Origin of the sequence: Dyadobacter sp. CY312 (assembly GCF_021390535.1) — a bacterium.
Lineage (GTDB): Bacteria > Bacteroidota > Bacteroidia > Cytophagales > Spirosomataceae > Dyadobacter.
Window position 1 is genome coordinate 153,164 of record NZ_JAJUXG010000004.1, and the last position, 24,499, is coordinate 177,662.

19 protein-coding genes are annotated in these 24,499 nt (G+C 44.0%); 7 read left to right on the plus strand and 12 right to left on the minus strand.

Features of this window, described 5'->3' with window-relative positions:
- Positions 1-132: 132 nt before the first annotated feature.
- Both LZG71_RS07395 and LZG71_RS07400 read left to right on the plus strand, forming a co-directional pair.
- Positions 133-789 carry an NAD(P)H-binding protein gene (locus LZG71_RS07395; RefSeq protein ID WP_233818582.1) on the plus strand — a complete coding sequence of 219 codons (657 nt, stop codon included), beginning with the start codon at positions 133-135 and terminating at the stop codon, positions 787-789.
- Positions 790-793: 4 nt separating this feature from the next.
- Complete coding sequence (locus LZG71_RS07400; RefSeq protein WP_233818584.1) at positions 794-1,246, plus strand: GNAT family N-acetyltransferase; 453 nt, start codon at positions 794-796, stop codon at positions 1,244-1,246.
- A gap of 58 nt (positions 1,247-1,304) precedes the next feature.
- On the opposite strand, the gene LZG71_RS07405 is transcribed toward LZG71_RS07400, so the two are convergent.
- Together LZG71_RS07405 and LZG71_RS07410 are read right to left on the minus strand one after the other, a co-directional pair.
- Positions 1,305-1,709, minus strand: a complete 405-nt coding sequence (locus tag LZG71_RS07405; protein WP_233818587.1) for a hypothetical protein — start codon at positions 1,707-1,709, stop codon at positions 1,305-1,307.
- Between the two features lie 280 nt (positions 1,710-1,989).
- Positions 1,990-2,727 (minus strand): 1-acyl-sn-glycerol-3-phosphate acyltransferase, encoded by a 738-nt coding sequence (locus LZG71_RS07410; protein ID WP_233818589.1) that lies wholly within the window; start codon positions 2,725-2,727, stop codon positions 1,990-1,992.
- A gap of 145 nt (positions 2,728-2,872) precedes the next feature.
- On the opposite strand from LZG71_RS07410, the gene LZG71_RS07415 reads away from it, so the two are divergent.
- The gene (locus LZG71_RS07415) at positions 2,873-3,856 is read left to right on the plus strand and encodes an acyl-ACP desaturase (protein WP_233818591.1); all 984 of its coding nucleotides are present in this window, start codon (positions 2,873-2,875) and stop codon (positions 3,854-3,856) included.
- 61 nt (positions 3,857-3,917) lie between these two features.
- Here the strand turns inward: LZG71_RS07415 and LZG71_RS07420 are convergent, their stop codons facing one another.
- Together LZG71_RS07420 and LZG71_RS07425 are read right to left on the minus strand one after the other, a co-directional pair.
- Entirely contained in the window at positions 3,918-4,556 is a 639-nt protein-coding gene (locus tag LZG71_RS07420) for a carbonic anhydrase (RefSeq protein WP_233818593.1), read from the minus strand.
- A 144-nt stretch (positions 4,557-4,700) separates the two neighbouring features.
- On the minus strand, positions 4,701-6,689 hold the full coding sequence (locus LZG71_RS07425) for a gliding motility-associated C-terminal domain-containing protein (RefSeq protein WP_233818595.1): 1,989 nt from the start codon (positions 6,687-6,689) through the stop codon (positions 4,701-4,703).
- A gap of 485 nt (positions 6,690-7,174) precedes the next feature.
- Here LZG71_RS07425 and LZG71_RS07430 point away from each other — a divergent pair, with 485 nt between their 5' ends.
- From LZG71_RS07430 to LZG71_RS07440, 3 genes are read left to right on the plus strand one after another with little or no spacing between them, the layout of a single operon-like run.
- A complete protein-coding gene (locus LZG71_RS07430) occupies positions 7,175-7,765 on the plus strand; it encodes a peptidylprolyl isomerase (RefSeq protein WP_233818597.1) in 591 nt (196 codons plus the stop codon).
- Positions 7,766-7,803: 38 nt separating this feature from the next.
- On the plus strand, positions 7,804-10,968 hold the full coding sequence (locus LZG71_RS07435; RefSeq protein ID WP_233818599.1) for a SusC/RagA family TonB-linked outer membrane protein: 3,165 nt from the start codon (positions 7,804-7,806) through the stop codon (positions 10,966-10,968).
- A 37-nt stretch (positions 10,969-11,005) separates the two neighbouring features.
- Positions 11,006-12,418 carry a SusD/RagB family nutrient-binding outer membrane lipoprotein gene (locus LZG71_RS07440; RefSeq protein WP_233818601.1) on the plus strand — a complete coding sequence of 471 codons (1,413 nt, stop codon included), beginning with the start codon at positions 11,006-11,008 and terminating at the stop codon, positions 12,416-12,418.
- A 57-nt stretch (positions 12,419-12,475) separates the two neighbouring features.
- Here the strand turns inward: LZG71_RS07440 and LZG71_RS07445 are convergent, their stop codons facing one another.
- Positions 12,476-13,915, minus strand: coding sequence for a S41 family peptidase (locus LZG71_RS07445; RefSeq protein WP_233818603.1), 1,440 nt, complete (start codon positions 13,913-13,915; stop codon positions 12,476-12,478).
- 339 nt (positions 13,916-14,254) lie between these two features.
- On the opposite strand from LZG71_RS07445, the gene LZG71_RS07450 reads away from it, so the two are divergent.
- Complete coding sequence (locus tag LZG71_RS07450; RefSeq protein ID WP_233818605.1) at positions 14,255-14,539, plus strand: hypothetical protein; 285 nt, start codon at positions 14,255-14,257, stop codon at positions 14,537-14,539.
- 60 nt (positions 14,540-14,599) lie between these two features.
- On the opposite strand, the gene iolE is transcribed toward LZG71_RS07450, so the two are convergent.
- From iolE to iolC, 7 genes are all read right to left on the minus strand, one after another.
- Positions 14,600-15,502, minus strand: coding sequence for a myo-inosose-2 dehydratase (gene iolE, locus LZG71_RS07455; protein WP_233818607.1), 903 nt, complete (start codon positions 15,500-15,502; stop codon positions 14,600-14,602).
- Between the two features lie 145 nt (positions 15,503-15,647).
- Positions 15,648-17,516: a 3D-(3,5/4)-trihydroxycyclohexane-1,2-dione acylhydrolase (decyclizing) gene (iolD, locus tag LZG71_RS07460; protein ID WP_233818610.1), complete on the minus strand. Its 1,869-nt coding sequence runs from the start codon at positions 17,514-17,516 to the stop codon at positions 15,648-15,650.
- 144 nt (positions 17,517-17,660) lie between these two features.
- Positions 17,661-18,605: a class II fructose-bisphosphate aldolase gene (locus LZG71_RS07465; protein ID WP_233818612.1), complete on the minus strand. Its 945-nt coding sequence runs from the start codon at positions 18,603-18,605 to the stop codon at positions 17,661-17,663.
- Positions 18,606-18,852: 247 nt separating this feature from the next.
- Positions 18,853-20,466, minus strand: a complete 1,614-nt coding sequence (locus LZG71_RS07470; protein ID WP_233818614.1) for a sodium/sugar symporter — start codon at positions 20,464-20,466, stop codon at positions 18,853-18,855.
- Between the two features lie 103 nt (positions 20,467-20,569).
- A complete protein-coding gene (gene iolG, locus LZG71_RS07475) occupies positions 20,570-21,598 on the minus strand; it encodes an inositol 2-dehydrogenase (protein WP_233818616.1) in 1,029 nt (342 codons plus the stop codon).
- Positions 21,599-21,704: 106 nt separating this feature from the next.
- Positions 21,705-23,171, minus strand: a complete 1,467-nt coding sequence (locus LZG71_RS07480; protein ID WP_233818619.1) for a CoA-acylating methylmalonate-semialdehyde dehydrogenase — start codon at positions 23,169-23,171, stop codon at positions 21,705-21,707.
- A 295-nt stretch (positions 23,172-23,466) separates the two neighbouring features.
- Positions 23,467-24,480, minus strand: a complete 1,014-nt coding sequence (gene iolC, locus LZG71_RS07485; RefSeq protein ID WP_233818621.1) for a 5-dehydro-2-deoxygluconokinase — start codon at positions 24,478-24,480, stop codon at positions 23,467-23,469.
- Positions 24,481-24,499 lie beyond the last annotated feature (19 nt).

Below are 24,499 nucleotides of genomic sequence, written 5' to 3' on the forward strand. Positions count from 1 at the left end.
CTACTGCAAGTGTCTGATCGGGCACGCTGGGGAGATTTAATTCGCCAATCCGTTTGCTAAAAATTGCCTGTTATCTTCTGAAAAGTAAAGGGGAATGCGTATCTTTTTGGTGTTAATCAATACAATCACGTTATGACATCAACATCAAGAACCGCCCTTCTGGTGGGTGCTACCGGACTTATCGGAAGCCAGTTGCTGACCAAACTTTTGCACGTACCATACTATGATAAAGTAGTCGTACTCACAAGGCGTTCCCTGGAAATTACCCATACAAAACTCACCGAAGTTATATTTGATTTTGAAAACCCTGATGCATCTGTTGTGCAAGCCGATGACGTATTTTGTTGCCTGGGTACAACCATTAAAAAGGCAGGATCGAAGGAGGCTTTCAAAAAGGTTGATCTGGAGTATCCCCTTACGGTAGCCGCCTTGGCTCAGAAAAACGGAGCAGAAAAATTCCTGATCGTGACCGCAATGGGTGCAGATGAAGCCTCGGGTATTTTCTACAATCAGGTGAAGGGGCAGGTAGAGCAGGGGCTTACCTCAATGAAGTATTCAGTTTTGCATATTTTCAGACCGTCGCTGCTTTTGGGGGCAAGAGAAGAAATGCGTTTGGGAGAGAAAGTTGGAGAGATTTTGTCGACCATATTGAGACCGGTTATGTTTGGTTCATTAAAAAAATACCGGGCTATTGATTCGGGTAAAGTTGCGAACGCCATGCTTGCTTTTGCAAAAAAATCAGAGAAGGGCGTGTTTGTTCATGATTCAGGATCTTTGCAGGCTTTTTGAACCCATGCCAAACCAGGGACTAATTATACGTGAAGCCATGTCTGGGGATGAGGGAATTGTGTATCGGATGATATGTGAACTGGAAAACCAGGAATTGAACAGGACATCTTTCCAAAGGATATTCGAAGTGAATCTGTCGTCCGACCATGTTGCCTGTTTCATCGCAGAGCTGGAAGACATTGCAGTTGGAATGGTAACTTGTCACATTCAGCCGTTGTTACATCACGCCGCGTTGGTGGCCGAAATTCAGGAGATGTTTGTTTATCCTGAATTTCGATCGCAACAGATTGGTCATGCTTTGATGAATCATGCGGTTGAATTTGCCAAAAGTAAGGGCGCTATTCAGTTGGAAGTTACTTCCAGAGCTACGCGGGAGAGCGCACACAAATTTTACCAGCGCGAAGGTTTCGAAAAATCACATGTGAAACTAGTCCGTTACTTCGGAGATAAGCAATAAAAAAGCATCCCGTCAGAAACAGGATGCTTTCCAAAATTACCCTAAACCTTCAACTGTCTTAATATCTGTCGTCACGAGCCCAGCCATCATCCCGGCGGCTCAGGCGATGCGTGTCCGCCATGAGTCTGCGCAAATCGTCACGGATTATACGTGTTTCACGTGCAGACAAACGGCCGCGACGGCTGAATGCCCTTTCCTTTGCCTCTATTCTCTGATATTCGTTCATGAGCACGTTGGCCTCACGGCGTGAAAGCCGGCGGGTGCGAATTCCGGCAGAAATTTTCTCGCGGGCTTCTCTTTGCATGTAATTGACTTCTGAATTACGTCCGCCATTATTGTCTCTATCCTGATAACCATATTCGCGGTCATTATACCGGTCACGGTCATCGCGGGGACCATATTGAGCATTTGCACTTGTAAAGCCTAAAACCAGAATTGCTGCTACAAAAAGTATCTTTTTCATGACCTGTTTTTTTTTAAAGTTCATCGGTTAGAGATGAAGATGTAGGTCAGGTTTAAAGGGTATTTGTTAAGGATTGTTAAGCGGGGAAAGATCAAAAGAAATGGTAAATCAGAAGAATTTCAGATGCTTTGATTTACAGTGTATTATGGTATTTTATGAAGTTTAAATATTAAGTGTTAATGATTTGTTAATTGAAATTGGAAGGAGAATGTACGAATTTGAATCACCACTGTAAGGTGAATTGGAAGTAAGATTTCAAACCAAACTACAACTGATCTATCTATTTGCGATCAAGTTCTATTTGTATAGCAGCCTGTGCTTCGGCTAATATTTCTTCAATTTTTTTACCTGCGGGTTCAATGCCCGGGAGTACAGTCCAGGAAAGTTTTGAGAAGGATCGCAAAGGAAAAATACCTTTTGGGTTTAGCCGGCCCGTTCCGTTAATAGCCACGGGAACGATGAGTGCACCAGGGGCTCTTTTCAATAATGTGGCTACGCCACCTGCCACAAACGGTTTCATTTTTCCACTTGCCGTACGTGTGCCTTCGGGAAAAATAATGGCAGACGTTTTTTCGTCATGAATGAGCTTTCCCAATCTCGCGATTTCGACAATCGCCTGTTTTCCGTCTTTTCGGTCAATAAGTGCTGCCCCACTTTTTCGAAGGTTATAAGAAATGCTGGGAACTCCGGTAGAGAGCTCAATTTTGGCAACAAACCGGGGATAATATTTTCGCAGGAACCAGATGATGGCAGGAATGTCGAAAGTACTTTGGTGATTTACTACAAATATGATGGTGCGATCATCCGGTAGCGTGGCACGGTTTATGAGGGAAATACTTGAACCTGTGAGGTACAAACCATAGGTAAGAAAAAAATTGAGGCAGTCAACCGTTACCTTGTGTACTTTTTTTCCAAAAACATTTAAAGCAACAACCTGAATGACGTGGAATATCAGGAGACTTAACCCAAAATGAATCAGATAAATAACACTCAGGACATAATCGACTATTTTTTTCATTCCTCTTTTTTTTTGCAAAAATAGGTTAAAACTGCTTTGGTTCGTAAAATTTGTAGGTTAGTAAATGAGAATTATCATACAAAACTTACATTAAATTACCGTACTTTGTAAAACTGTAAATTTGAGTTTTAAAATCACATTAACAATGGAAACCGCACTTTCAGCAGAAAGATTAGAAGTCATGCAGCATGTAGGGAAGGATTTGGACGGACTTATCTCCGAATACCTTAAGCCGATTGAAGAGAATTGGCAGCCTACTGATTTTTTGCCGGATTCCAGCAAGGAGAGTTTTTTCAATGAAGTAAAGCTCTTGCAGGAAAGCTGCCGGGACTTACCATACGATTACATCGCCGTTTTGATTGGTGACACGATAACGGAAGAAGCTTTGCCGACTTACGAATCATGGTTGATGGACGTAATTGGAGTGGATCAGGTTGAGAACCCTTCGGGCTGGTCGAGATGGGTACGTGCCTGGACGGCAGAGGAAAACCGTCATGGGGATCTTTTGAACAAATATCTGTATCTCTCTGGTCGTGTCAACATGCGCGCGATGGAGGTATCGACGCAGTTCCTCATTGCCGATGGTTTCGACATTGGAACGGATCGTGATCCATACCGGAATTTCATCTACACATCGTTCCAGGAACTTGCTACGAACGTTTCACACCGAAGGACGGCGACGCTTGCCAAGAAATTTGGCAATCCACATCTTTCCAAGATATGTGGTGTGATTGCATCTGACGAAATGAGGCATGCAAAAGCTTACAAGGAATTTGTGAGACGCATCCTGGTCGTAGATCCATCGGAACTGATTCTTGCTTTGGAAGATATGATGAGGAAGAAAATCGTAATGCCTGCCCATTTTCTGAGGGAGACTGGTGTTAAGATGGGAGATACTTTCGCACATTTTTCGGATGCCGCCCAGAGATTGGGTGTGTACACGACCAACGACTACATCGAGATCCTTGAATCTTTGCTGGTTGAATGGGAGATAGGAGCTGTGCGTGACATAAATGAGAAAGCCGAAAAGGCACGCGATTATTTGATGGCATTGCCGGCCCGTCTGAAACGTATTGCTGACAGGACGAAAATACCTGAACTGGCTTACGAATTCAGCTGGATAAAATAACTGTAAATGAAAAAAGCCGGATTAATGTCCGGCTTCTTTTATTTTGTAGCACCAAGGATGTTTATTCTGCTGCCGGATACAGGTTGTATATCTCAACGATATCCTTAAGTATTTTGTCAAAATCAATTTTAAGGTCGATCAGTTTACCGGTGTGAATATCAAAAACCCAGCCATGTACTTTCAGGCCGCGTTCTTTGTTAGCCTCCTGAACTGCCGCAGTTTTGATCAGGTTCACACATTGCTCCTGCACATTGAGCTCTACCAGCCGCTCATATCTTTTTTCTTCATCCTTGATCGCATTCAGTTCGTCACGGTGAAGTCTGTAAACGTCTCTGATATTTCGTAGCCATGGATTTAGAATCCCCATATCAGCAGGTTGCATGGCCGCTTTAACCCCGCCACAATTGTAATGTCCGCAAACAACAATGTGGTTCACTTTCAAGTGTCGCACAGAATAATTCAGAACCGACATCACGTTGAGATCCACGTTATTTACAAGGTTGGCAATGTTCCTGTGAACGAATGCTTCACCTGGTTGAATTCCCATCAGATCTTCCGCTGTTACGCGGCTATCCGAACATCCAATGTAAAGAAATTCAGGCTTTTGCCCGGAAGCAAGCTTTTCAAAATAATGCTTGTCAGTAGCCAATTTTGAAGCAATCCATTTTTCGTTATTTGCAAAAACGCTTTTAATATCCATATTCTTGTTTAGTTAGAAAATTCTATTGATTATCTGTTGTATCTAACAAATGTCAATCCCAAATTTATGATAAAAATCAAAGGGAACAAGAGTTTGCACGGCTGGATTTTGTAACTTTTCTTTCATTAATGTTAATAAAGGATATTAACGCAGTAGCAATACACTGCCTTCTTTTTTTATAATTTTTCCTTTTGAAGTGGTTCCCATAAGCTCGTAAGTATAGACGCCGCTCACGGGTTCCGCACCCTTAAAACGCCCATCCCAACCTACTTCAATCTGCGTGGTATGGAACACGAGCTGTCCCCAGCGATTGTAAATTTTGAAATAGTGGAAATCACTGATTCCCTTCGTATATAAGTTTAAAATGTCGTTTTTCCCATCGCCGTTGGGAGAAAAAGCTGTCGGGATATTGATCCAGTCGGGTGGTATCACCGTCAGCTTTACCCGAGCCTCTGCAAAACAGCCGTCAACGGAGGTGCCACGAACGGTATAGGTTTGATTTGAAAGCAGCGTGGCAACAGGATTTTGAATGAGTTGATCGTTAAGTCCAGTTGGCGGGGACCATCGATAACTCAGGACGGAATTGCCATCCGTTGGGTTGGCGTGTGCTTCCAGTTGAAAAGGAACCTCCGATTCTATTTCTGTATCGGGAGTAACAATGAGGTTAATTGTTGGAATCACTGTAATACGTACCGTATCTTTTACTACACAGCCATCCTTATCGGCAGTTATAATGTATTCGGTAGTGGTGTTTGGTGTTGCAATTGGATCCTTCACAGAGGCGTCGTCAAGATCCGTAGCTGGTAGCCAGCTAAATGAGGTTGCGTTGCTGCTTGTGAACAACGGTACAGACTGCCCTTCACAAACGGTAGTGTCGCCAACTGTTTGAACAGTAATGGTTTCGACCGGGAATATCACAACGTCTCTGGCAGAAATACAACCAATCGCATCTTTTACAAAAACACGGTATCTATCAGCCGGAACCCTGAAACTAGCTGTGTTGTAATAGTTAACGGAATCAATGGAATATTGAAAAGGTGTTTTGCCATCAATGGCTGTAATGGCAATGGTGCCGAGGTCGTCGGTGCAAGTCGGATTGGTCACCTGAGCTGACAGATCCAGCGAACTAATGGTTGCTATTTTACTATTCGTGATTAGATTGTTACATTTCAGGTTGGTGACCGTCAGCGACACATTTTTTGGACCGGGAGTTGCCCAATTCACTACAAAAGGTCCCATGTCTTTACCAGAAACGACGGTTGCTCCACCCCAGTCCCATTCGAATTTGTGGTCAGTACCGGGTTTGGTCACACTTCCGGTGTAGGTTACAGTAATGTTTTCAGGGAAACCGCAACTTGGGTTGGGGTCGATGGAGTAATCGGCGGCGGAGTTGATGTTAGCCGTAAAGCAGATCTGTCCGTAGTTACTGCTCACTTCCTGTTCCGTGGTGTATTTGTTGTTGAAAGCGAGGTATGCAAAGTTGGCTCTGCCAGTTTCACAGGATTGGATATTATCATCCGTGAAAATGTTTATGGGCACACCCGCCTTTCCTGTATACTTCCCGGCGGCGTCGTTATGCCTTATAAAAAGTTTATCATTTACATATACATTCAGCTTATTGTCCAGACCATTTCTCGTGAATGTGAGCAGGTAATAATTGTTTGCATTAAAAAACGGGCATTCTCCTGTGACACCAGCTGGTGCCAAATTTAAACACCGTTCGTCGCTATTGGATGCCTTTGTAAAGTATATACCCTCATCGTCCGTGCCATTAGAGAAATCAAGGATCCTTGATCTTGCCGGTCCCCAGTCAGTGATTTTCAGGTACATTTGAATGGTATAAGTGTCACCAACAATACCTTCTGAATTAGAATAAGCAAGTCCCCAGTTGGCTGCATTGTGGTAAACTTTTCTCTGAACACGGCACGGGGGAGAATCGTCGGGATAATCTCCTCCTGTTGCGCCCGCACTGCAACTTCCGGGATTATTAACAGGAACCAGGTCGGGGCCGCATTCAGGAGCGGAAACTTTCAGATCCTCATAAAACCGATAGGTATTTTGGACAGTTTGTCCGTACAGCTCTTGTAGTGAAAACCAGGTTATCAGTAATGACAGTAAAACTCCTGATTTCATATTGGGAAAATATCACTTGGGTTAAATTAAAAAGAGTCGCCCCAGGTCTGAATTGAGGAGCTAGTCAATTTTAGCTGACTTAAAAAACGAACAAGCCGGCTCGGTAAATATACAATGTGATTTAACCCAAAAAGATGTTGTAAAAACCATACTTCGGAGGCATATAATCTTGATGATCAAAATAAAGAAAAGAAAACCTTAAAACGGAATGAATGTTTTTTTAAAAATAACCGCACCAGCAGTTTTTTTCAATTTGCGAAAATATAACCGAAGACGCAGGTGATGATTGTGATCTGTTTAACTTAGTGACTATGAGTTACTTCGATTGTTGTGATCAGTTATTTCATCAAATTTTTATTAATGAAATAAGGAAATATAGGAATGGATTGATAATTGAGTCCTTTTCGAATTTCGTCGTTGTCAATGATATGTAAAATTTACATATTGGGTAAAAATCTGCATTCATCTGACCCAATTTCCTGACCATGGCTAAACTTTATAGTCTCCTGCTTTGTGCATTTTTTGCACTCATCATTTTCTGCTCTAAAATTCATGCACAAACCGTCCTCATTGAGACAACAGAAGGTAACATCGTGGTTGAGCTTTATCCGGACAAAGCGCCAGTTTCGGTTGCTAACTTCCTGAAATATGTGGATGAGAAGCGTTTTGATGCCGCGAAATTCTATCGTGTGGTCAGATTGAATAATCAGCCGAACAATAAGGTTAAAATAGAGGTAATTCAGGGTGGGTTGGAAAATGATTCCACCAAACGTTTACAGCCTATCGTGCACGAGATTACTACGAAAAGTGGAGTTAAACACCTTGATGGGACACTGTCCATGGCCCGTACAGTCCCAGGCTCAGCCAGTTCCGAATTTTTCATCTGTATAAATGCGCAACCGGAGCTGGACTTCGGAGGCTCGCGAAATCCTGACGGACAGGGCTTTGCTGCTTTTGGCAGGGTGATCAAGGGTATGGATGTTGTCCGCAAAATACAGCTTGGAGCAACCGGAGAAAATGAACTGATCCAAACCTTAAAAAAACCGGTAAAAATAACCGCTGTGAAGAGAATGTAACCTGCTTAATTATATCTGATACCTTAAACTATTCGTTCATGAAAAAAAATCTATTTTGTTTATTATTGTTTATGTTGCCGGTGTGGGTACAGGCTCAGAGCAAGATCGTTACGGGCAAAGTGACCTCGCCTGAAAAGGAGGCCATACCCGGTGTTAACGTGTTGGTGAAGGGCACGAGCACGGGCACGACCACCAATGCCAACGGTGAGTATAGCATTAGTGTAGGAAGTAAGGAAAATGTAATTGTGTTTTCATTTATTGGTTTTAAAACCGAACAAATTGAAATTGGCGATCGTACGAAGCTGGATGTGCAAATGAGTGCGGATCTGGTCAATTTAAATGAGGTTGTCGTAACGGCGAATGCCATTGTAAGGGAAAAAAAGGAACTAGGTTACGCTGTTTCGACCGTAGGAGGTGCCGAGCTCATTAAGGCACGTGACCCGAACCTGCTCAATTCCATGGCGGGCCGGATCGCTGGTGTGCGAATTTCTCAGCAGTCGGGTACGGTTGGAGGTTCTACGAAAGTGATGATCAGAGGTGCCAACTCTATTTCAAGTGCCAGTGAGCCATTGTTTGTTGTGGACGGTATACCCATTTCCAATTCGTCGTTCAACAATTCTGAAACCGATGCAGTAACGGGAGGTGTGGATGTTGGAAACCGTGCTGGTGATATCAATCCTGACGATGTGGAAAGTATGACTGTATTGAAAGGTGCGGCTGCATCAGCGCTATATGGTTCCAGAGCGCGTAATGGTGTAATTGTAATCACTACAAAAAGAGGGAAGCCGGGTTCTAAAAAAACGAATGTGTCAGTCAATTCCTCGTTTCGGTCCGACAAAGTTTTGCGCACTCCCAAAATGCAGGATACCTACGCTCAGGGCGTTTTGGGTGTTTACAACAATCAGTTGGGTAACGGATGGGGACCTAAAATAAGTGAGATTCAAGGCCAGGTTGTGGATTACAAGGGCGACCTTTCGACGCCCAGAGGTTATTCAGATAATTGGGGTAAATTTTTTGTGACGGGACATACATTGATCAACAGCATTGCAATAGATGGTGCAACCGAAACAAGTGATTACCGTGTAGGTTACACCAATTTAAAGCAAGTCGGAACAGTTCCTGGATCAGAACTGGGAAGACATACAATCGCACTGAATGGCGGTACCAAAATCGGTTCTAAAATTACATCGCGGGCATGGGCAAATTATGTGAGGACTACGAGTGATGGTCGTCCGGCACAAGGTTCAAATACTGAAAATATTCTGGCAACGATTCTTACAGGTGTGCCTGCAACTGTTGATATCAATGAACTGAAAAACAATCTGTACGCAACACCAAATCAGGCTGTTCCGGATGGTTGGACCGGCGACCTGGCACGATCTATTGATTTGAATGGAGTTCAGAACAATCCTTACTGGGTCACAACTTTTAATAGATTTTCTAATTCTGTCGACAGGATTTTTGGAGGAACAAGTTTAAGCTATGATCCAACTTCCTGGCTTAATTTTACGGGTAGGGTAGGTACTGATTTTTTTACGGAAAATCGACGTAATGTAACCAGAAAGGGAACAAGAGGCCGGTTGAATGGTCAATTTGAAACGAACGATATTTTTGAACGTGAGTTACAAACGGATTTGATGGCGAGTGTAACGCATCAGATTACCCAAGACTGGGGTTTCAAAGGAATTATCGGACATCAGTTCAATCAACGTACGGTGCGCCGTTCAAGGATTTTGTCGCAAGGACTTAACATCGACCAGCTTTATACATTCGCCAACGCACAGTCCAACGTAGCTTCCAATTTTTACAGCAGAAAAGAAATCTTTGGAACCTATGCGGATCTTAGCTTCGATTACCGTAATTATTTGTTCGTGAATCTCACGGGCCGAAACGACTGGAGTTCAACGTTGCCGGTTGAGAACAATTCTTATTTTTACCCTTCTGCAAGTGTTTCGTTTGTACTCACAGAAGCTTTCCCTAACCTGAATATCGTTAAAAATGATATTTTGAGTTATGCGAAACTTCGCGCAAACTATGCCAATGTAGGAAGTGACGAAGATCCTTATCAGCTGGCTTTCACCTACAATCCACTCATTCAGGCTACGGATATTTACACCTTCAATATTTTATATCCGATTGGAGGTGCATCTGCATTTGGAGCAACCAATGTTTTGCCACCAACGAACCTGAAACCGCAGCGTCAGACATCTTATGAGTTGGGCGCGGAATTGAAATTTTTAAAAGGCCGCGTGGGATTGGATTTTACCTGGTATAAAAGCTTGAATTATGACCAGATCATATCTATTGCCGTTCCGCAGTCCACAGGTTATTCCAGCAAAAGACTAAACATTGGAGAAATTTCAAACAATGGGATAGAGGCGATGTTGACTGTAACACCCATCAAAACGACCTCGGGTTTCCGCTGGGATGCAGCATTTAACTTCAACAAAAACAAAAACAAGGTGGAATCGCTTGCACCAGGTTTGGAAGAGTTGATTTTAACCTCCGGCGATGGTTTCGGAATATTTGTTGTGGCTCGCCCGGGAGAGACCTTCAATATCCAGGGAGTGGGCTGGCTGCGTGATCCTGATGGAAATATTGTTATTAATGAAACCACTGGTTTACGTACACCGGGTGCAAGAAAATTGCTGGGAAACATTTATCCTGACTGGACGCTGGGGATCAACAACTCGTTTTCATACAAAGGATTTGACCTGAATTTCCTTGTTGATATTCGTAAAGGAGGTGTGATCAATTCACAGACTGTGAGCATTATCAGAGAAGCAGGAATGGCTGCTGAAACTGCGGTGAATAATCGCACACCTATTGTCGATCCGGGTGTGATTAAAAATGCGGATGGTACGTACCGTCCTAACGACGTACCTGTTGCCAGCATGGAGCAGTATTGGTCACAACTGGATAACACAAACAGTCCCGAAGGCAATACCTTTGACGCTTCCTATGCCAAACTTCGCGAAGTGCGCCTTGCTTACAACCTGCCTAAAAGCCTGGTAACCAAAACACCATTTGGAAATATTTCCGTGGGTGTTGAGGGACGTAATTTATGGATTATCAAATCGCACGTACCACATATTGATCCGGAATCAAACGTATTGGGAACGGGCCTGATCGGAGAAGGGCTGGAACGTGGTAGCATTCCAAGCACGCGATCCATCGGTGCCAACCTTCGTTTTACTTTCTGATTTTATTCCTGATTTCATTCATAAAAGTTAATAGATTATGAAAAAGATATTTGTTTTTTTACTTCTGCTATGCTGTTCTACGTCTTGTTTTAAAGACAGCGATATCAATATTGATCCGAACAGATCTGTTTCTGTTGATCCGGCATTGCTGTTCAGTGGTGCAGCAACGCAATTGTCGCTATTGCGAGTTGGTGAACTCACATGGCCCATTGCATTGGGTAGCCAAATGTGGGCTTCGGGTGCACGGTGGGGTTTGGCGCAGGCTCAGTACGATCAGACACGTATCCGCAGTGCATGGGGCAAAACCTATACCGACGTTTTAAAAAACCTGGGTGTTGCAGTGAAACTTGCTGAAACTACAACTCCGGTTCCTCGTAATGCAGTGGCTCAATGTAAAATATTACAGGCGTTCACATATTCTCAAACGAGCTTTTTGTGGGGTGATATTCCCTTTTCAGAAGCGGCAAATGGAGAAGTAAACTGGCCCAAATTTGACAAACAGCAAGATGTCCTGAATGGCTGCCTGGCCTTGCTTGATGAAGCATTGGGAATGATTGATACCAATTCGAAAGGAATAATTGCTCCAAATGACCTGTATTACGGAGGTGATATGGTAAAATGGAAAAAATTTGCCAATTCGCTTAAACTGAGAATTCTGTTTGCCATGGTCGACTCTGATGGAACCAAAGCAGCGGCAATTGGGAAAATCGTTACAGATGGATCGGGTATTACTTCCGTTGCGGATGCGATGCAGTTCAAATATTTTAACGAACCTGGACGTCAAAATCCCCGCTTTTCATTTACAGCTATTTTTCGTGGCGGAGTTCAATCCGACTGGTATTGTTCAAAACCGGTTTACGACTTACTGGTTTCCTTGAAAGATCCCCGGATTCCGTACTTTTTCCAGCCAGGACCAGAGGCAGGAGCCAATGAATATATTGCATTGAATAGTGTGGAATCGTACACGACCAAATCTGCCTTGGTCAGTCTCAACTTGTTAAAGGCTGACTTGCCCGAGGTTTCTTTTTCTTATTCCGAGCAGCTTTTGTTTGAAGCAGAAGCTTACGCAAGAGGTTTTGCTTCCGGTGGATTTGAGATTGCCACGACCAAACTTCGTGCAGGTGTAAGTGCTTCGCTAATCTCATTTGGTGTTCCTGCTGCTCAGGCAGAGGCTTATGCTACCAGCTTGCCTGCGCTTACTGCGGCTAACTATAAAGACGTACTTGCGAAACAACAATATCTGGATCTTTTTATGCGACCTGTTGAAGGTTGGACTCAGCACAGAAGGTCGGGTGTTACAGGGCAGGAAATCCCGGTTATGACTCCTCCGGTTGGCTCTCCTGTTACTGGTTTAATGCGTCGTTTGTTGTATCGCAATGAGGAACTGAATTCCAATCCAAATACACCAAGCGGAATTGCACTTGATGTGCCGCAATGGTTTGATAAGTAGTTTTATCGAAAAGGCCCGGATTTTGCCGGGCCTTTTCACTGTTAAACGAACTATATTTTACTTACCGATTGGATTCAGACCAGTCGTTTTGATCATGAGTTTTTCCCGCAATCGAAGATCATCCCGATAGGTTTCCGTCGCAAAGGTACTTACTGTTTTCGTTGCAGCAAGCCTTCCGTTTGTGCTTGCAGGAACGCCCATCACATCCAGTGCCTTTCTGAAAAGTGTCTCGTTCTCATCTGCAAATGCTCTGTAAGGAACCGTTAGATCATCCACCTGATAAGTCGGTGTCATTCCATTAATTGTACCATAGTCTGATTCCCCGTTAACGTTGGCTGTTTGTCCAAGCATTAGATACACACCCCACTTCCATCGTTCCTGATCGTCGGGGATCAGGGAACCGAATAAATTTTTTCCCGCCGTGTGGCTTCCGATTGTAATTACTTCCATATATGGTTTCAATCCATTGATCACCAGCTCGCTGGCCGAAGCAGTACTTTCGGATGTGAGAACAAACAAACGGTTCAGGTTATTGCCGATATTGTTCGTTTCATTCCGAAAATTGTAATTGAGTGCATTAGCACCTTTTTGCTTTTGCCAATAGGCGATGTATTTATCGTTCCATTGTTCTTTGTAAAACACTTTGCTGCTTCCGATATTTTTCCCGATCAATGAGGCCAGTGTATTGGCTGAGCTGATGTAACCACCAGAATTGAAGCGAAGATCAAGTACGAGCTCATTAACCCCGCTGCTTTTAAAATTGGCAAAAATCTGACGCAGTTCATTGTCGTATTTTGATGTGTCGTTACTTATCCCCGGTACAAATTGCGTGTAGACTACGTAACCAATTTTTTTGCCGCTTGCAGATTTATCAAGGATGGTAGAAAACGCAACCGGATCCTCGGAGACCACCGCGCGGGTAAGTGTTATGCCAGAGCTATTAGCTGTAAAAACAGTACCATTCAGCGTTCCCAGGGTAAATGTGGCAGTTTCGCTTCCTGAAAGCAGCGTAGCATAGTTGTCTTTCGTGAGCTGTGTACCATTGACTTTAAGCACTACATCGCCTCTTTTTAATCCTGCAAGGTCAGCCGGACTTCCTTTAACTACATAGTTGAGAAACAGACCTATGTTGGTGTTGGCATTGTCCGCGAAAGACAATGAGTAACTGATACCGAAGATTTTGCTAATACCATTGAATGAATTTTGAAGCGCGTCAATATCGTCCGTAACCATTGAAAACCTGTCTACCGATGTGCGCTGGTAAACCAATTTTTCAAAGTAATCATTTGGATCCGCTTTTGCGTCCAGTGTGCTCTCTGCCGGAAGTTGTTTATACCAGAAGTAGGCATCATCCATCACTTCGTAAAGCCAGCTGTTAATTGCCTGATAGTTCGTATTGTTATCTGTCCCCGGTTCGACCTCCTTGTCTTTGCAGCTCACAAATGCTGTAAGGAGAAAGATATAGATCAGTGTATTGATTTTTCTAAAATGTCTCATAATTGGTTACTTGTAAAGTGTCCTAAACCAATGGTTTTGAGGTGCAGTTGGTTCTGGTTCGAATAACGTATTTAAAACTTATTACGTATTCTGACTTTAAAGTGTGGCAGATTTTATGTGTGACGCACAAAAAAAGACCCGAGAAAATCCCAGGTCAATTTATTCTAATAACATCCTTTTTATTTCAATCTTAGAGTCCATCGGAAATCTTTTTCGGTACGCAACGGACCGTGTAAATCCCCCGATTTGTAACGCACTTTTCCGTTTACTCAGTAGCGTAATTCTACTATATTTTGTCTTTGCCAGCCTGTTTAATTTTACAAGAAAAACAAAAAAGCTATGCAAAAGATATTCAGAACAATAGTTACAGCAGGCGCTTTTTTTGCAGTAACGTTATCCCTGTCATGTAGTGACAAAGACAATTCCCCCAGTCCCGTCAATTGTAGCAAAAATGCTGAAAAGGTGACAGCAGCCAGTCAGGTTTGGACAGACGATCTGACTAATAAGGCAAAGTGCGAAGCATACAAGACAGCGGTCAGGGATTTTTACAAAAGTTGCGAAACGTACTATACGGGTGCTGCGAAAAAGGCTATTGACGACTTTCTGGCTACACCCTGTCCCTAAGATCGCATGACTGATTTCAAGTTAAAAGCTGTCCTGCAATATCAAACGGGACAGCTCTCGTTAAATTCCGGTCAGGTGGTTAAAGAATTTACGGGCAATGATCGCATATTCCAGCGGATTGGCTTTTGCGGGATCCTGTTCGGCTTCCAGCACGATCCAGCCATTGTAATCGCTTCCCTTTATTACTTCAAATAATGAAGGAAAATCAATACAACCTTCCGGATCTCCCGGAACAGTGAAAACGCCTTCTTTTACTGCTGTAAGAAAGCTCAGTTTCTCGTCATGGACTCTTTGTAAAATATTAGGACGCACATCTTTCAGGTGTATGTGAGCTGTTCTTCCAATGTATTTTTTCAATGCCGTTACCGGATTTTCTCCTGCAAAGTAGAAGTGTCCGCAATCGTAGTTCAGATATACATTCTCAGGATCAGTTTCGTTCAGGAGGCGATCTGTTTCTTCAATGGTCTGAATACAGGTTCCCATGTGGTGGTGAAAAGCCAGCTTCATACCCCGATCCCGGGCGATTTTACCTAATTCATTCAAGCCATAAGTGAAGCTTTTCCATTCGTCATTGGTTTTAAGCAACCCTTTTCCTTCGAATACAGGTACATTCATTTGGCCCTGACAACTGTTACCAGTCTCGCCGCCACCAATCAGTTTTGCTCCCATGGTTTCCAGGAAATCGAGCAGCCGTGTAAAGCTTTCGCGGTTTTCAGCCAGCGATTTGGTGGTGAGTTCATAGCTGTTCCACTGGTTGCAAATTTGCAGTCCGCGTAGTTCCAAAGCTTTACGAAGCACATTGGTATCTCGTGGAAATTTATTTCCAACTTCGCAACCCGTGAATCCTGCCAGAGCCATTTCACTCACGCACTGTTCAAAGGTATTTTCTCCGCCCAGTTCAGGCATATCATCGTTGGTCCAGTTGATAGGAGCAACCCCTAGTTTTATATTTTCGAAATTCATAAATTAATGAAAAGTTAAGAATGAAGACCGGGACGCCGGTGCGATTAAAAATGAAGTGTTGAAAGTGTTTAGTACGAGGTTGATTAATAGCTGATTAACTGCTAGCTTCTTAACTCCTTCCTCTTTAACTTCTCTAACTACTTCTTTACAAAAATATCCTCTGTTCCTTTTTATTCTCCTTGTAAGTCTCAAAAGCCTTTTGAACCGATGGCGAAGTGGATACTTCAGCAACGGGCACTTCCCACCAGGCGTGATAACCTTTTACGGTTCGGTACAAGTTGGTTTCTATGTAAATTACCGTGGTTCGGTCATTCAATTTGGATTGTGCTAATGCTTCATCCAGCGACTTTTTATCGGTTGCTTTGATGACAATGGCGCCCAAACTTTCAGCATTTTTGGCAAGATCAACCGGCAGGAATTCACCCGACAACTGCCCGGAATTTTCATCACGATATTGATATCTGGTTCCAAATCGTTCACTTCCAATGCTTTCAGAAAGTCCGCCGATGCTGGCATATCCGTTGTTGTTCAGCAGTAAAATGGTAAACCGAACGCCTTCCTGAATCGCCGTAACGATTTCGTGGTTGTTCATCAGATAACCTCCATCGCCACAGATCACATAAATTTCTCGTGAAGGATCCGCCATTTTTGCGCCCAATCCGGCAGCGATTTCGTAGCCCATACAGGAGAAACCATATTCCAAGTGGAAATTTTTGGGGTCTGTAGCACGCCACAATTTGTGCAAATCGCCCGGAGCGCTTCCGGATGCATTGATCATCACATCACGGTCATCCATAAAACTGTTGAGCGCACCAATTACGACCGCCTGATCAATAGGAGCAACGGTTCCGTTTCCTTCCGCATATATTTTGGTCACCTCATCATCCCAGGCTTTGTTTATGTCAGCGATTTTTTGACGATAATCGGCGGCAACTTCAAAATCTGCGAGCAAACCGGAAAGTTCTTCTAAAACTGCTTTCGCATCGCCCACAACGGGTAGGGCAGCATGTTTGAAAGCATCGAATTCGCTGATATTGATATTGATAAATTTTACATCAGGATTTTTGAATATGGATTTGGAAGCGGTGGTGAAATCGCTGTAACGTGTACCAATTCCGATCACAACATCGGCTTCATTAGCCACTTCTATTGCGTATTTTGTGCCCGTAGCGCCAAGCCCGCCAATGCTGTAAGGCTGATCAAAACGAACAGCACCTTTTCCTGCAAAAGTCTCTCCAACAGGTATTCCGGTAGCAGTAGCAAATTGGTGCAATACCTCGCAAGCATCACTGTAAATGGCTCCACCACCTGCAACGATCACCGGATTTTTAGACTTCCTGATCCAACCTGCCGCCTCTTTAATCAGATTCAGATCCGGGCGTGGACGGCCTATTTTCCAAACTCTCTTTTTGAACAGATCCTCCGGATAGTCGTATGCAAAAGTTTGCACGTCTTGCGGCATGGACAGCGTGACGGCACCCATTTCAGCTTGTGAGGTAAGCACCCGCATTACCTCTGGCAACGAGTAAATCAGCTGCTCCGGACGGTTGATCCTGTCCCAATATTTAGAAACGGGTTTGAAGCAATCGTTTACGGAAATGTCTTGTGTTCCCGCGCTTTCCAGTTGTTGTAAAACCGGATTGGGTTCACGGGTGGCGAAAATATCTCCTGGCAAAAGCAAAACGGGTAAGCGGTTGATGGTTGCCAAAGCCGCGCCGGTAATCATATTGGTTGCTCCCGGTCCGATTGAGGTCGTACAAACGAAGGCACCAAGCCGGTTTTTGACCTTGGTGTATGCAACCGCGGCATGTACCATCGACTGTTCGTTGCGGCTTTGGTAGTATCTGAAATCCGGATTTTCCTGCAAAGCCTGTCCTAGTCCTGCCACATTACCATGCCCGAAAATTCCGAAACATCCTCCGAAATAAGGTGCTTCTACACCGTCACGTTCAATGTATTGGTTTTTTAAAAATGTTATGGTAGCCTGAGCTACAGTTAATCGTCTGGTCTTCATAATTCGTTTCGCTTCTTATTTGTAATGAAAGCCTGTTTTTGATAAAATTTTGTCAGGGATTGTCAGGGAATGGTCATTTTTTGTTGCTGAATCGTCGCCTTTGGTTCTGAAAGTTCTTGCTTTATTGGGCTGGAAAATCGTATCTCACTGGTTTTGAAACTCTACCGCTTTACCCGTACACCCGAAAAGTTCAAATTTCCCGATCATAAATTTTTTATACTCTTCCATAAATGTTTTGCCGGGCGTTGTGGGAGCAAATTCATCCGGCTTATCCCGAAAAAATTCCCGATTCACCATCGTCCACAGCAAACGCATGTCCGTTGCAATGTTGATCTTACAAATGCCTAGCGGAATCGCTTTTTTGATTTCAGCCTCCTGAACTCCCTTGGCATCTTTTTTGATTTTCCCACTTGCGGCATTAATCCTCGCAACCACTTCGTTGCTCACATTGGAACCTCCGTGAAGCACCAGTGGAAAACCTGGCAACCGCGCCTGAATCTCTTCCAGGATATGGAGCTGTAAACCTTGTCCGCCGGAAAACTTGTATGCGCCATGGCTTGTTCCTACGGCAATTGCCAGACTATCACATTCCGTTGCTTTCACAAAATCCTCGACTTCCTGTGGATTGGTGTAAAAAGAATGGGCAGCATCTACCGTCAGATCATCTTCCACTCCGGCCAGAACGCCGAGTTCTGCTTCCACGCTAATTCCCTTTTCATGCGCTTTTTCCACCACAGATTTGGTTCGCTGGACGTTCTGTTCAAATGAGTCGTGGGACGCATCAATCATCACAGAGGTGTAGCCACCCTTTTCAATGGCATCAAAAATGTGTGATTCGTAACCATGATCCATGTGAATGGCAAACACCGTTTTCGGGTATATTCTGGCGGCGGACTCTATCATCGATAACAGCATATCCGCGTGGGCGTAATCCCTTGCAAAAGGTGTTGTCTGCACAATAAATGGTGCATTCGCCTCCTGAGCCGCAGCAAAAAGTCCGTGTAGTTCTTCCATAAAAAAAACATTCACAGCCGGAATCGCATACCGGCCGTAGCATTTTTGGAAGAGTTGTTTTGTAGTTACTAGCATATTGTTTTAAAAATTTTCACGCAAAGCAGGAAAGGAAAGAGCAAAGACCGCATAAGACTTTGCGCTCTCTGCCATTCTCTTTTTTTTACTTTGAGTGAAACCTCGTTTAGCCTATGTAATCATTTTAAAAAATTTCACGCAAAGCATATAAGTGAAAAGAGGTAAGAAGGCCGAGAACCGATAAAACTTCGCGCTCTCTGCCCTCGTCTTTTTTACTTTGCGTGAAACCTTCCTTACCAAACCTTCCCTACCAGAACACCGTATACAAAGCAGCCAGAACCCCGCATAGCACGATCGAGGCCACCACAAAACCTCTTCCGGGACTGAACATGGAGCTGTCAATATCGAGTCCTTTCGGGTTTGATTTGCTTTTTGGATCAGCCAGAGTCATGATGATAATGACAGCACTCAGCACCAGAAATATGATTCCCATTCTATCCAGAAAAGGGATATCAGGCCATAAGAATTTACCGGCGGTCGAAAGCGGAATTGTTAACAATGCTGCTGTTAATGCTGCGGCCGAAGTTGTTCTTTTCCAGAACATACCGAAAATAAAGATCGCGAAAACACCTGGCGTAATAAAGCTGCTGTATTCCTGAATGAACTGATAGGCTTGTTCCAACACGCGAAGCTGCGGTGCAATGATGACGCCAATCGCCATAGCTACCCAGATTGTGATGCGGCCAATTTTAACCAGTTTCACCTCGCTTGCCTGCGGGTTGATGTACTGTTTGTAAATATCCAGGGTGAAAATCGTAGATATACTATTTGCTTTGCCAGCCAGTGAAGCAACAATCGCAGCAGTCAGAGCAGCAAACGCCATTCCTTTTAGTCCCGAAGGAAGCAAATTGAGCAATACCGGATACGCATGATCTGGCTTAACAGCTCCTGCCGGATCCAGCATTTCTTGTTGGAACATGCCGTTTTGGTGTAAAACATAAGCTGCAATTCCGGGAATAACGACAATGATCGGAATAAGCAGCTTTAATACAGCAGCAAATAAAATTCCCTTTCTCGCAGTGGAAAGATCCGCCCCAAGGCTACGCTGAATGATGTATTGGTTACAGCCAAAATAAGCCAGGTTGTTGATCCACATGGCGCCAATAATCACAGAAAGTCCCGGGAGATCTTTGTAGAAGGGATTTTCTTTTGGCAATATCATGTGGAAATGGCTGTCGCCCTGTTCTTTTAATAGAGCCAATGCATTGAATATTCCAGGTCTGTTGAAATGCTGAGAAACCAGATCCAACGCAAGATAAGTTGTTGCCAGACCACCCAAAATGAGCACAATCACCTGTACCACATCGGTATAACCGATTACCTTCATGCCACCAATGGTGATGATGACCGCAAAAATTCCCAAACCAATAATCCCGTAAGTGAAGTCGAGCCCGGCTGTAACTTCCAGAGCAAGAGCTCCCAAATAGAGTATTGACGTAAGATTTACAAACACATAAAGTAACAGCCAGAACACGGCCATGATTGTCGCCACAGTTGGATTATACCGTTGCCGTAGAAATTGCGGCATGGTGTAAATTTTGTTTTTGAGGTACACCGGCAGAATAAAAACAGCAACCACAATAAGCGATGCGGCAGCCATCCACTCATAAGAAGAAATAGCCAAACCGATCGCAAAACCGGAACCCGACATACCTATGAAATGCTCAGCCGAAATGTTGGAAGCAATGATAGATGCCCCAATAGCCCAGAAAGTGAGCGAACCCTCAGCCAAAAAGTAGTCGGTCGAACTTACCTCTTTTGATTTCTTCTTGTTATAGATCCAGTAACCGTAAGCAGATACACCAACGAGATAGGTGAAAAAGACAATATAATCCAGCGTTTGTAAACCAGTGTTCGACATGCAGGGTTTTATATAATGAAAGTGAATATTAATTGTACTTTACGAATTGCAAACGTTTGCAATTCGTAAAGTGTGCAATGTAATACATAAGAGATGAAAGATGTTAAGCGTGAGTTAACTCCAGTATCTCATTTATTTGTACAACCCGTCCTTCCGTCAATGATTTCATGGCTGCAATACCGATCGCGGTTGCCATCAAGCCATCGTGCGCATCTACCGGTGAAGGATGGTCATGAAGAACACAATCAATAAACGATTTCAGGCAAACGCGGTAGGCTGTCTCGTATCTTTCAAGGAAAAAGTGAAGCGGTAATGCACTGTGGCCTCCGTTGCTGTCGAAGTGAATCAAAGAATCCGTCGTATTATTCTCGGCCTTGGCCATGCCTTTTGAGCCGAAAATTTCCAGGCGCTGGTCGTAGCCGTACACAGCCTTGCGGCTATTATCAATCACACCAATGGCACCGTTTTCGAAAGTCAGAACAATTACAGCCGTGTCGATATCGCCGAATTCTTTTATTTCCGGATGTATCAGTGCATCTCCTTTTACAAAAACTTCTTTTACCTCACTACCTACGATATACCTTGCCATGTCAAAATCGTGAATAGACATGTCGAGGAAGATTCCTCCTGAAATTTTCAGGTATTCGACCGGCGGTGGTGCAGGGTCACGACTTGTGATGCGAAGTATGTGCGGATCGCCGATTTTATCTTTTTCTACCAAACTCCGAACATTGCTAAAATTGGCATCGAAGCGTCGGTTAAAGCCTAACATCAATTTAACTCCATTATCGGCGACAGCTTTTTCTGCTGCAAGAATTGCCTCTATGGTAACGTCAAGCGGTTTTTCGCAAAATACATGCTTTTTCTGCTGAGCCGCCGCCACCGTATACGGAACGTGAAATGGAGTAGGGGAACAGATGATGATTGCCTCAACTTCCGGGTGATTGATCACTTCGTAAGCATCCGTGGTAACGTTTTTAACACCAAGATTGTATGCAAATGCATGAGACTCTTCTGATACGTCAGAAGCGATAATTACTTCTGCATCAGGCATGTGGTGTACCAGATTGCTCAGGTGGATCTGTCCGATCCGACCCAGACCGATCACACCGGTTTTAAGTTTTTTTGTCATAGGTATAAGTTGGTTTAGGTGATGTGAGCATGCGGCTTTGGGTGGAGGGCAGGGGGAGAAGGGTATGGAGGCTAACCCTTTGCCTTTTTCCACATGCCCATCGCCCTCAAAACTTGCGGTTCCATTCTTTGAGCCAGCGTTCGATTACTACTTTTGTCTGAGTGAAAAATTCTACTGCATGTTTGCCTTGTCCATGGAGATCGCCATAGAAACTGTCTTTCCAGCCTGAGAATGGGAATTGAGCTACGGGAGCGGCCACACCAATGTTGATTCCAATATTACCCGCTTCTGCTTCGTGGCGGAATTTACGCGCATTGAGTCCGCTGCTTGTGAATACGCAAGCCATATTTCCGTATCTGCCGGAATTGATAAATTGAATGGCTTCGTCGATGGTATTGATGTGTACCAAACTTAGTACCGGACCGAATATTTCGGTGGATGCCAATTCCCCATCGAGTGGAATATCCTCGATGATCGTCGGGGCAATAAAGTTGCCGTTTTCAAATCCTTCAATTTTTGCATTTCTACCGTCCACAAGCACACGACCTCCTTCCTGTACACCTTTTTCAATCAGATTATTAACCCTGTTTTTACTTTCAGTCGTGATAACCGGACCCATTTGTACGTCATCGTCCAATCCGAATCCAGTCTTACGGGTTTTGGTGGATTCGACAAGACTTTCCGTAATTTCTTTGTGTTCACCAACAGTGATAATCGTTGATGCCGCCAGACAACGCTGACCAGCACAGCCATAAACGCTGTCAATAACGATTTGGGTGGTCATGTCAATGTCGGCATCCGGCAGTACAATCACTGGATTTTTTGCGCCGCCCTGTGCCTGAACACGTTTGCCATTTGCAGCGCCTTTTGAATACACATATTTGGCAACATTGGACGATCCGACAAAACTGATTCCTTTAATAACCGGATGTTCCAGCAGCGCGTCTACAACTTCACGTCCACCCTGAACAATGCTCAGAACACCTTTTGGCAAATCGAGCTGTTCCATCAAGCCTACGATTTTGGTCATGGTGAGAGGCACTTTTTCTGACGGTTTGATAATGTAGCTGTTACCGCAGGCAAGTGCATAGGGCAGGAACCAGAAGGTGATCATGCCCGGAAAATTGAACGGAGCAATACATGCGCAAACACCCAGTGGCTGCCTGATCATGTATTCATCAATACCCTTTGCGATATCTTCCGAAAATTCACCCTGCATCATTGCCGGCATTCCGCAGGCATTTTCCACATTCTCAATGGCGCGAATCATCTCGGCTTTCGCTTCCAGAAAAGTTTTGCCTGATTCGAGCGTGATGGTGCGTGCTATGTCATCCAGATTGTCTTCCAGAATGGTTTTTAGTTTGAAAAGGTATTGCACACGTTTTGAAACGGGCGTTCTTCTCCATTCCTGAAAACCTTTTTCAGCCGCTTCGGCCGCATCAGCTACGTCCTGAGCATTTCCCGCCGGAACTTGCGCCAATATTTCCTGGTTCGCAGGATTGACCACGTTCAAAAACTGATCCGAACGGCTATCAACCCACTGTCCGCCGATATAATTTTTTAATTTTTCCATTCCTATTGTTATTTAAACGCAGAGTTCACGGAGTTATCCGCTGAGTTGCGCTGTAATTATTTGATATTTTTTTATCAACGTTTGTGTCACCGGGCGCCAGCGTTTGTGTCTTCACAAACGATTTTTTCCGCCGTCGTTTGTGTCCTCACAAACGATTTTTTTGGCTCACATAAAAGTTTTGTGAGGACACAAACCTCGGCTTCTGAGGACACAAACCTCGGCTTCTGAATACACAATCCTGGTATTAGTCCGATGCTCTAACTTCTTAACTCCTCTAACTACTTAACTTCTCCCTTCAAAATCCTCCCCGACTTTCCACAAACGCCATCACCTCCGCATTGGTCGGCATGAAGTTGGCACAGCCTTCCCTAGTTACGATGATCGCTCCGCAGGCATTTCCCATTCTCACTGATTTATAAAAATCCCAATCGTTCAGTAAACCGTAGGAAAATCCGGCGCAAAAGGCGTCTCCGGCACCCAACACATTTAATACTTCCACCGGAAAACCTGGAACTTTCACTTCTTCTTTTCCTGGCTGGAAAATGGAGGCGCCTTCTTTCCCTCTTTTTACAACCAGTGTTTCCACACCAGATTTCATGATTTCTTCAATCGCATTATTGATATTTCCTCTGATCTCGGGAGCTGATATCTGCTGATGTTTAATCAGTAGCTGCTCTTTGTCTGTCAGATACGTTGCCAGTATTTCCTCTTCCGTACCCACCACAATATTGAAACTGCTCAGAGCAGCGCGAAGCGTCACACCGAATGATCTTGGATCGTCCCACTGATCGGCGCGGAAGTCGATGTCCAATAAGGTTTTTACGTTATTCTTTTTGGCAATTTCCAAAGCGTAGAACATGGCAGTCCGGCTTGGATCTTTACTGAAAGCCGTTCCTGAAAATGCTGCTGCTTTAAAATCAGCAAACGGAATAGCGGCTACGTGATCAATGTTTAGGTTAATGTCCGCACAGTTTTCACGGTAATAAACCAGCGGAAACTTATCCGGAGGTTCGATGCCAAGCACCACTGCCGAACTTCTGGTACCTTCAATGGTTGGAACCCATTCCGTAGATATCCCTTCCTGATCCAGAAAATGTTTGATAAAGTTTCCCACCTGATCATTTCCTATACCTGTCAGAATAGCTGTTTTAAGTCCCAGACGTTGTCCGCCTGTGGCAATATTCAGCGGGCAGCCTCCAACGAATGCATTAAACGCAGAAATTTTTTCGAATGGACTTCCAACATTGGCTGAGTACAAATCAATGGACGAGCGGCCAAGGGTTAGGAGATCGTAATTTTTGTCAGGCATAATTAAGAGCTATAGGCTG